8 protein-coding genes and 1 pseudogene are annotated in these 9,581 nt (G+C 58.6%); 3 read left to right on the top strand and 6 right to left on the bottom strand.

Features of this window, described 5'->3' with window-relative positions; genetic code table 11:
- Positions 1-157 precede the first annotated feature (157 nt).
- The gene (locus NW840_RS09190; RefSeq protein WP_414343807.1) at positions 158-439 is read left to right on the top strand and encodes a hypothetical protein; all 282 of its coding nucleotides are present in this window, start codon (positions 158-160) and stop codon (positions 437-439) included.
- Positions 440-505: 66 nt separating this feature from the next.
- On the opposite strand, the gene NW840_RS09195 is transcribed toward NW840_RS09190, so the two are convergent.
- Positions 506-919 carry a hypothetical protein gene (locus NW840_RS09195; RefSeq protein WP_414343809.1) on the bottom strand — a complete coding sequence of 138 codons (414 nt, stop codon included), beginning with the start codon at positions 917-919 and terminating at the stop codon, positions 506-508.
- Between the two features lie 147 nt (positions 920-1,066).
- Between NW840_RS09195 and NW840_RS09200 the strand changes: the two genes are divergently transcribed.
- Positions 1,067-1,666: a pseudouridine synthase gene (locus tag NW840_RS09200; protein WP_414343811.1), complete on the top strand. Its 600-nt coding sequence runs from the start codon at positions 1,067-1,069 to the stop codon at positions 1,664-1,666.
- Between the two features lie 278 nt (positions 1,667-1,944).
- Here NW840_RS09200 and NW840_RS09205 read toward each other — a convergent pair whose 3' ends face one another.
- The 5 genes from NW840_RS09205 to ccsB form a co-directional block, all read right to left on the bottom strand.
- Positions 1,945-3,294, bottom strand: coding sequence for an adenylosuccinate synthase (locus tag NW840_RS09205; RefSeq protein WP_414332548.1), 1,350 nt, complete (start codon positions 3,292-3,294; stop codon positions 1,945-1,947).
- Positions 3,295-3,505: 211 nt separating this feature from the next.
- The gene (locus NW840_RS09210; protein ID WP_414343813.1) at positions 3,506-5,005 is read right to left on the bottom strand and encodes a S41 family peptidase; all 1,500 of its coding nucleotides are present in this window, start codon (positions 5,003-5,005) and stop codon (positions 3,506-3,508) included.
- 182 nt (positions 5,006-5,187) lie between these two features.
- Positions 5,188-6,870 carry a trigger factor gene (gene tig, locus NW840_RS09215; protein WP_414343815.1) on the bottom strand — a complete coding sequence of 561 codons (1,683 nt, stop codon included), beginning with the start codon at positions 6,868-6,870 and terminating at the stop codon, positions 5,188-5,190.
- 76 nt (positions 6,871-6,946) lie between these two features.
- Complete coding sequence (locus NW840_RS09220) at positions 6,947-7,330, bottom strand: lipopolysaccharide assembly LapA domain-containing protein (RefSeq protein WP_011431755.1); 384 nt, start codon at positions 7,328-7,330, stop codon at positions 6,947-6,949.
- An 84-nt stretch (positions 7,331-7,414) separates the two neighbouring features.
- Positions 7,415-8,434: a c-type cytochrome biogenesis protein CcsB gene (gene ccsB, locus NW840_RS09225; protein WP_414329299.1), complete on the bottom strand. Its 1,020-nt coding sequence runs from the start codon at positions 8,432-8,434 to the stop codon at positions 7,415-7,417.
- Between the two features lie 258 nt (positions 8,435-8,692).
- Here ccsB and NW840_RS09230 point away from each other — a divergent pair.
- Positions 8,693-9,581, top strand: a pseudogene (locus NW840_RS09230) (hypothetical protein); the annotation flags it as partial.

Below are 9,581 nucleotides of genomic sequence, written 5' to 3' on the forward strand. Positions count from 1 at the left end.
AGCAGAACAGGCTCAGGGCTACTGAAAGCCCGCTCCGTACCGCTTAGCGGTCGGAGCCGGGTAGTTTACGTCCTCCGCCATTGCCTCGACTCGCATTCCCTATCGGGATCCCTTTGGGGCTGTTCGGGATCGCTTCCAGGCGCTGCGGCAGGAGTGGATGTTTTTGCTCGAGCAGAAACGGTTGGGGTTGTGGGAGCACAGCCAATGGATGGAGCAAATAGAGCGGGTGCAGGGATCCCTGGCGGCCTTGGCAGCGGATCCCACCCCGGAAGCCCTGGAACAAGCCCGTCAGCAACTGGGCAACTTGAAAACCAATCTTGCCACTTGGATGCGGCTGGAATCTCTGCGCAACCCCTATCGAGTTCAAGTTTGGGGCAACCGTCTCGCGGCTTTGGAGATGATGCTGCGCTACGGAGAGCAAACCCTGATGAGGGCATGAAGCTCCCCTCTTGCGGGATGGGGATCCCATCTATCCCCAGAACTTCCCCAGAACCGAAAAAAACTGTTATGGGGTATCTTTCGGCATTTCCTCTGCGGGGTCAGGCCCTGTATCCGGCTCCTTGAGGAGAGCAGAGTCCTCAGGGCTGGGCAAGGACTCTGTCCTGCTGGCGCGAACCGCTTCCGGGGAGGTTTCTGGCTCCTCGTCATCGCTACGCGACGCTTCTGGGAACCCGTCAGCAGTGTGTGGCGCTGAAGCGGGCTGAGCAGCAACAGGTTCAGGAGCAGAAGGAGGAGGTGCAGCTGGGATCCCGGCTTCTTCTGCAGGAACAACCGCAGGTGGCTGAGCAGCTTCTTTTTCCTTTTGCTGTTCGTAGCGGCGACGTTTGTTGCCCTCATCCACCAGCACGTACACCAGGCTGAGGAGAGAGAGCCCTGCTGTTCCAACCAAAACCCAAAGTAAGTTGTTGTCTATGGTCATGGGTTGAGCTCCGTCAAACGCTGCTGGCGATGGAGGGATATTGCTCCTTAAGGCTTGATCTTACCGTTGAAGCCGCTCTGCCAAATCCTTCTGCCAAATCTTAAAGATTGGAAAGGTTGGGTTCACAGTTTTGTTGTTTTGTGTGTCATGCGCTATCTCAAGTTCTACAAGCCTTATGGCGTGCTCACCCAATTCACCGACCAAGCGGGACGGCCTACCCTCAAGTCTTTTATTCCGGTGCCCAGGGTTTATCCGGTGGGGCGACTGGATCGCGACAGCGAAGGGCTGCTCCTGCTGACCGATGATGGTCGCCTCAATGCCCGCTTGATCGATCCCAAGTTCGGCCATGAGCGCACCTACTGGGTTCAGGTGGAAGGGATCCCCACCCCCCAAGCCCTGCAACAGTTGCAACAGGGGCTGATCATCCAAGGGCGAAAAACGCGCCCGGCCCAGGTTAAGGTCTTGGCTGAGGAACCCACCCTGCCGCCACGGGATCCCCCCATCCGCTTTCGCCGCTCCATCCCCACCACCTGGCTGGAACTGACGCTGCAGGAGGGTCGTAATCGTCAGGTGCGCCGCATGACTGCCGCCGTTGGGATCCCAACTTTGCGGTTGGTTCGGGTTGGACTGGGGCCCCTCTCTCTGGCGGGGCTTGCTCCTGGCCAGTGGCAAGATCTCAGTGAGGTAGAACTGGCCCAACTGCGGCAATATTGTTTTTCTCAAACCATTAGAGTCATTTCAAGTTAGATTAAGACGCTTCCTATTCGCTCGGCAGTGAGGAGCTGGGAAGCAAGACAACGGAACAGTTTTATTCCCTCTTAAATGACTATAAACTAGGACACTGCATCCACACCTAAGACGTTGAACGCACAGGGCCGGAAGGCTTTTCTCCGTAGCTTAGGCGTTTCACCCTAACCTGAAATGACCATAACTTAACTCACATTGATCATTACTGAGCATTTGATCACTACATTGTTAATGATTGCCCTATGATTGCCCTTGTTCCCAATTGTTCTTGAGCCCACTCAGTCGGGCATGAGGGCGTGGACGCGCTTGCCACCATTGGGATAGAGAAGGGCACGTTTGGGGCCGTGGATGGGATCTTCGACAATGATCGTCTGGTCGCGGCTGGCCCCCAGAGAAACAATGGCAATCGGCACCTGCATCAACTGCGCCAAAAACTTCAGGTAATCATGGGCTTCGGGGGGCAAGTCTTGGATGGAGCGGCAATCTTTGGTGGAACATTTCCAGCCCGGCAGGGTTTCGTAGATGGGTTTGCACTGGGCGAAAACCCGGGCATCGCTGGGAAAGTGACGAATTTCCCGCCCCTGGTACTCGTAGGCCACGCACACCTTGATCTCATCCAAGCCATCCAGCACATCCAGTTTGGTGATGGCCAGGCAGTCTAGGCCATTGATCCGCACCGCGTAGCGCCCAATTACCCCGTCAAACCAGCCGCAGCGCCGTTGTCGCCCTGTGGTGGTGCCAAATTCAGCACCGGTTGCCCCCAGGTACGCCCCGATCTCATCTTTGAGCTCGGTGGGGAAAGGGCCTTCGCCAACGCGGGTGGTGTAGGCTTTGGCCACCCCGATCACCCGGTCAATGCTGGTGGGGCCGATCCCAGCGCCAATACAAGCGCCACCGGCAATGGGATGGGAGGAGGTGACGTAGGGGTAGGTGCCGTAGTCGAGATCCAACAGGGTGCCCTGAGCCCCTTCAAACAGGATGTTCTCCCGATCTTCGATGGCTTGGGTGAGAAGCAGAGCAGCGTCGGTAACATAGGGGCGCAGCCGCTCGGCATAGGCCAGGTATTGCTCGATGATCGGCTCGGGATCCAGGGGGGGCAGATTATAGATCTTCTCCAGCAAGACATTTTTGTAGGGAATGGCCCAACTGAGGCGCTCCCGCAGCTGGTCAGGGTACATCAAGTCCACGACGCGAATGCCCATGCGCTCGGCCTTGTCGGCATAGGTGGGGCCAATGCCCCGGCCGGTGGTGCCCAGCCGGTAAATGCCACGCCGCTCCTCTTCTGCGATGTCAATGACCCGGTGGTAGGGCAGGGTGACGTGGGCCGTTTCGGCAATGAACAGGTTGTCGGTGGAAATGCCCAATTGATGCAGTTGGTCGATCTCGGCCAGCAGAACCTCGGGATCGATCACCGTGCCGCTGGCGATGATGCAGCGTTTGTCGGGGTAGAGAATGCCAGAGGGGATCAAGTGTAGCTTGAAGGTTTGGCCCCCCACCACCAGGGTATGCCCTGCATTCACCCCACCTTGATAGCGGACGACCACATGGGCCTTTTCACTGAGGAGGTCGGTGATCTTCCCTTTTCCTTCATCGCCCCACTGGGCACCGACAACCACGACGTTTGCCAAGAGCTTCTCCTACAGTCCGTAGATGGCACAAAAAATCCCCTTTGCGGGGGTTGCTGCACTAATCTACCGCATCGCTCCGGGCGATGTTGAGAGATCAGGACAAAAAGATTAACAATCGATTAACTTTTCTCCGGCAGGGGACAACGTGGAGATGGGCGGGATCCCCGAACCCTCTGGCAAGCCAACAGAGATTCCCCAGTTGCCCTCGCCTTCAGCTCCCCGGCTTGAACAGGCCAATGGCCGTGACCTGGTTGGATCCCACCTCAAAGGCAAAGGCCAGGCCCAGGGCATCGTAGTTGACGTAGTAGCGGTCGTCGCGCAGATATTCTCGGCTTCCCTTGGGATAGGGTACCACCTCGTTGTAGCCGTTCTCGCCGGGCCCGCCGTAAACGGCGATCACTTCCGAATAGGTGGAGCCGATGCGGATCCCTTCGCCGGTCATGGCTTCCGGGTGGGTGGTGTAGATGCGGTTGGCGAAAAAGCTATCCACAATGCCCGGATGACGGTAGGTGAAGAGGATGTAGTCTTGTAGGTAAAAGATCTTCAAGTCGCTGTTGGGCTGAAACACATTGGCTCCAGAGGCCGCTGGGATCTGATCGACATTGCCCAGCAGGTGGGTATCGACGTTGCGGGTATCCATGCCCAGCTCAAAGCGACCGACTCGACCCTCTTGCACCAGCACTGTAGGCCGTGGGGGCAGGGCAGGTCGCCGGGGGGGCAAGGCCAGCGCTTGCAGGCCGGCATTCAGCCAAGCATTGTCATCTCCTTCCACCGTCTGCAAAGGCACTAAACCTCGCTCCAAAGAGCGACCATCTCCTGTCTTCCAGGTGGCCACGGCCAGTTCCACCGCCGCGCCGGAGGGGAGAGCAAAGAAGCGGGTTTGTCGCTCGCTGCCTTGGGTGGGCTGTCCCAAGATAAGGGTGCTACCGCTGGATCCCAACTGGGCAGCCAGGAGGGTGGCCCCCTGGCGGGTGTTACCATCCACGAGAACGGCCAACGGGATCCCGGCGGCAATGGGCAGATTTTCGCTGTTCCAGAGGGTGGGCTGCCCGAATCGGTCTTCGGTAATCAGCAGCGGCTGGACGGAGCGGGGCAAAAACAGGCGCGCCACATCTGCTACCACTTGGGGGTCGTAGCCCACAGCTCCGCGCAGGTCGAGGACAATGCCCTGGCTGTAGTCTTGGGTGTAGAGGGTTTGGCGGATCTGCTGAGCCGTGGCTGGGGTGAGATCCGGCACAGCCAAGTAAACCTGGCGCGGGCCAATCCCGCGGGCTTGTACGGGAGGACGGGGACGGTTGAGCAAGTCCTTGAAAGCTTGCGGATCCCAGAAACGATCGGCGGGATCCCCATACTCCCGCAGGATCTCTTGAATGAACTCGTACTCCACCTCAATGGGGGGGCGGGGATCCCCGTAGCTTCGGGCCAACAGGCGGGTGTAGAGGTCGTTGTAACTAACCGCAGCAGCTTGGCTGCCCGCCCCCCAAGACTCGTTGATGAACAATCCCACCAGATGGCGGAGATCCAGCCCGACCGGCTCACGGGGAGGCGAAGGGGCTGCCGGGATCCCTGGATCGGGAAACGAACCTTGGGGATCCGAGGGCATGATGGGCACAGGAGGCAAGGCCGATTGGCCCACAGCGCTGCCGGGCCAGATCCCGGCGATCAGGGTGAGGATCCCCCAAGCCCCAATTGCGCGCGCAAATCCTTTCATGGTAGCCTGCCCTCTTGCAGATGTTGCGAATAGGATAAACCCTAAACGCTCCCCTCTGCCACTGTAGGCAGTGTTAGGTATCCGCTTTTTGCATTTTAGAACACTAGGGGTGACTGTCGCGCCCCCCTTCTTTGGAATGTTCCCAGCCGGGATCCGGAAAACCGCCCCACCACAGCCTACTCTTACTTGCCTTTTTTGCCCTTTTTGCTTGGCTTAGGCTTTTCTGCTGCTGGGGTCTCTGCAGTGGTTTCTTCTGCCTTCTCCTCAACCGGGATCGTTGCCTTTGGTTCTGAATCTGCCGCAGAATCTGAGAGGGTTTCCGCAGGGGATACTTCTACAGCCTCTTCTGGGGCCGGTTCGGCTTCCACGACTGCGGCTTCTCCATCCGTTTCCGCCCCCGTAGCCGTCTCTGATGAGGATTCAATTGCCTCAGGGATCCCAGATACCTCTGCTTCTGGCTCATCGGCCTCAAACTCGGCCTCTGGCACTTCAACCTTCTCCTCCGAGCCTGCCAAAGAAGTGGGCGCCTGGGTTGGATTCCCCTCGCTATCGACCCAGTTGACCGTGGTCTGAGACTTCAGCCAGGCCATCACCTTGTCGGTCAGCAAGCCTTCATAGACGGCTTGGCGTACTCGTTCCCGATCCAGCTTTTGGCCTTGCTGGGCATAGGCCGCCATCACCTCTTCCACCTCCACGTCCAACTCCGTGGAACCTACGGCAATTTGCTCTTGCCGAACGATGGCACTCAGGGCCAAGGTGCGCCGCAGCCGGTCGATGGCTTCGGGTCGGTGGCGCTCTTTCAACTGGTTAAGGGTTTCGGGAGGCAACTCGGACAAGAACTTACGGAGCTCCCCCGGCTTGATGCCTTCCTGCCGCAGGGCCTGGAGACTCTGGGCCAGCAGTTGTGTCGTTTCTTGTTCGATGAGGGTTTCCGGCAAATCCACCTCAGTAGTCTCCAAGATGGCGTTGAGGATGGCGGTTTCCAGGTTCTCCTCGGATTGTCTCAGGGCATCCTGTTCGAGGCGCTTTTGCAGGTGTTCCCGCAACTCGGCCACCGTTTGGAAGCTGCTGATCTCTTGCACAAAGGCATCATCCAATTCGGGCAGCTCTTTGGCCTTGATCTCCCTCAGGCAGACAGTGAAGGTAACCGTTTTCCCGGCCAACTCTTTTCTGAAGTAGTCGTCGGGGAAGGTGGCTGCGATCTCCTTGGTTTCGTCGAGCTGCATGCCCACGATGCCCGCCACAAAACCGGGGATGAAGTTGTCTTCCTTGAGTTCCAGCTGGAAGTCCTGGGTGGTCATCTCGTCGAGGGGATTGCCTTCTGCATCGCGGGCTGCAAAATCGATCACCACCACATCCCCCAACTGAGCAGGCCGATCTTCTACCGGCAAGAGGGTGGCCCGCTGATCCCGCCATCGGTCGATGAGCTGGTCAATTTGCTCAGGCTTGATGTCAACACGGGTTGCCGTAACGGTCAGCCCTTTGTATTGGCCAACGCGGGCTTCGGGGTACACCTCAACATATCCTGAGAAGCTGAAGTCTGCTTCGGGGTTGAACTGAGCCAAGAGCTGACCCACCTCATCATCCAGCTCGAACCGGCTAATGGGAGTGAGCCGAGCTTCCTTGAAAGCCTGTTGAATGGCCTCGCTGATCAGGTCATCCACAGCACTGGCCAGGATGCGCTCGCGGCCCACCTGCCGCATAACGAGGTTGCGGGGGGCCTTGCCCTTGCGGAATCCCGGAATCTGGATATTCTGCTCCAGTTGACGCAAGGTTTTTTCGTAGGAGCGCTTCACCCGGTCGGCTTCTACCACGATTTTGAGACCGACCCGGCTGCCAGGGCGTTTTTCTTGGATAACCTGCATAGGAAGTATGAGCTAGGGAGAGGGGCAAGTAGAAGTTCAATTCTACCTCAACGGCCTGTGGGTCAACCTGGGAATTTTAGGCAGGGGATCCCTCGGTGGCCACTTCTTTCACATCCTGGATGTCCTCTTGGGGTTCGGCACGCTTGCTGGGAGGCAGTTGCTTCACTTTGGCTTCCAGCTCCACCACCATTTCCTTGAGTTCGGTGATGGTGACCTCCTTCTCCTGCAGTTGCCGATTTTTTTCCCGGGCTTCGATGCTGAACTGTACGCGCATCCAGAGGCTATACAGCCAGGCGAGGGCGGCCCCAATCCCGGCAGATGCCAGAAGTTCCATCACCAGAGGGCTTTCAACGCTGACGCCGGGGGCAAAAGTAACCGTGACCGGGGTGGCGTTTTGCATGGCAAAGAGGGCAATGGCCAGGAGGGCTGAAAACAAGATCAGGTAGTTGAACAGTCGCATCGTTTTTCTCCTCGAAGGGATCCACTACGGCTTGCCAGCACCAGAATACCCATAAACTCGGGCCGGTTTTTGAGAAAAATTCCCTCAGAAAAACCAGCCATAACTGTGTAAGCCTTTGCCCAGAAAGTTGACCCCCAGGTAACATACCCAAACCACTCCAAAACCCAAGCTGGCCAAGAGGGCGGGGCGTCTGCCTTGCCAGCCTTTGGTGATGCGGGCATGCAAATAGGCAGCGAAGACCAACCAGGTAATTAAAGCCCAGGTTTCTTTCGGATCCCAGCTCCAGTAGGTACCCCAGGCTTCGTTGGCCCAAACGGCGCCGGCAATAATGCCGATGGTGAGCAGGGGGAACCCCAGCCCGATCAGCCGGTAGCTGGTGTTGTCCAAGATTTCTGCCAGGCTCAGCCGTTGCCAGGGGATCCCTTCTGGGGCCGGTTGGGGAGGGAGCTCAGCCGACGAGGGGGCAGGACGGGGGGAGCGGAGGCCGGCGTAGGCCAGTTCTGAAGCCGGGGAAGGCAGGGTGGCTTCCGCCCATTCGGGATGGGTCTGGGGTTGGGGAGGGCGAAATTGCAGGCCGAGGGAGTTGCCCTTGAGATGCACTTCCTGACCGCGAGTGACGATGAGAAAGCTGATGGAGAGAAGGGATCCCACCAGCAGCGCCGCGTAGGCCAGCAACATCACAGTCACGTGCATCATCAGCCAGTTGGATTGCAAAGCCGGCACGAGGGGCTGGGCTACCTGCATATCTTCCGGCAGCACCAAGGCAGCAAAGGCCACGATCCCGGTCACAACTGGGGCAGTCATGACCCCCACCCAGCGGCTGCGGCTCCAGTAGAGGGCCACCAAATGCAAAGCGGTGATCCCCCAGGCCAGGAAAAACAAAGACTCGTACAGATTACTCAAGGGGAAGTAGCCTGCATCGATCCAGCGGGCCGTCAACAGGGCGGCCATCGTCAAGTTTGCCCCGATCATCCCCGCTAGGCCCAATTCGGCCAAAAGCTGCACCTGGGGAAAAGCTGCCCCACCCCAGTAGAACAGCATGGCCCCCAGAGAAATGGCAAACGCCACGTTGTTGAGCAGAGCTTGCCACTGGGCCAGATCCATGCCCGCAAGAGCTGTTATCGCCAACAGAGCCATACACGACCTCAAAAGTGTCTCCGACCCGGCTTGAGCCAGGCCAGTTGATCCCATTCTAGGGCGGGGGAAGGGATCTTCCCCAAAGGACACATGCTGGTAATGTGGGGATGGCTTGTCTGCGGCTCGGCAGGATACAAAGAGCATTGGGATGTAAGGCTCATGCAAGAACACGCGGGAAATGCCAGGTTGAGAAGGTGGGGGTTGTTGAGATGGTGGATCTGTCTGTTGGCCGCCCTCGTTTTGGCCTCTTGTGGGGGATCCCCGCCTAAACCCCCGCAGGAACAGCTTCCCCAGCTAGAGCGCGTGCCGGTTCCCCCGGAGATTGCCAAGCTGGATGCCCATTTGCAGTATTGTCGCCCGCAAGTTCAGATCCTCAGCCCCAAGCCAGGTGAGGTGTTGCCAGAGCGGCAGGTAACCGTTCGCTTCGCGGTGCAAGGGTACCCACTTTTCAAAGATCCGCAATTGGGTCTTGGCCCTCATCTGCACGTGGTGCTGGACAACCGGCCCTACATCGCCCATTACGATGCCGATGCTCCCCTCGTTTTCAAGGATTTGGAGCCGGGATCCCATACTCTGCGGGTGTTTGCCGGCAAACCCTGGCACGAGAGCTTCAAAAACTCTGAAGCCTATGCCCAGGTTAGCTTCCACGTGCTAGCTCCCACCCCCGAGTACGTGCCACAGCCGCAACTGCCCCTGCTCACCTACAACCGCCCCACAGGCAGCTACGGGGCCGAGCCAATCTTGGTGGATTTCTGGCTGGCCAATGCCCCAGTGCGGGAGAGCCTGTTGAGTGACTTGCCACGGGACTGGCGGATCCGCTACACCCTCAACGGCCAATCTGGCCTGCTGGATCGCTGGGAGTCTTTTTATCTGAAGGGCTTCAGGCCCGGTCGCAATGTGATGGTGCTGGAACTGGTGGACAGCAAAGGGGATCCCATCCGCAATGTGTTCAACAGCGCCGCCCGCGAGATCACCTACACCCCTGGCGGCCAAGACACCCTCTCCAAGCTGGTTCGGGGGGAGCTAAAAGCCGAAGAGGCCCTGGCCATCGTCCAGCCCCAGCCCACCCCTACCCCAACTCCGACACCGGAGCCCACCCCGACTCCAGAACCCA

Source organism: Synechococcus sp. R5-13 (assembly GCF_047462015.1).
Classification (GTDB): domain Bacteria; phylum Cyanobacteriota; class Cyanobacteriia; order Thermostichales; family Thermostichaceae; genus Thermostichus.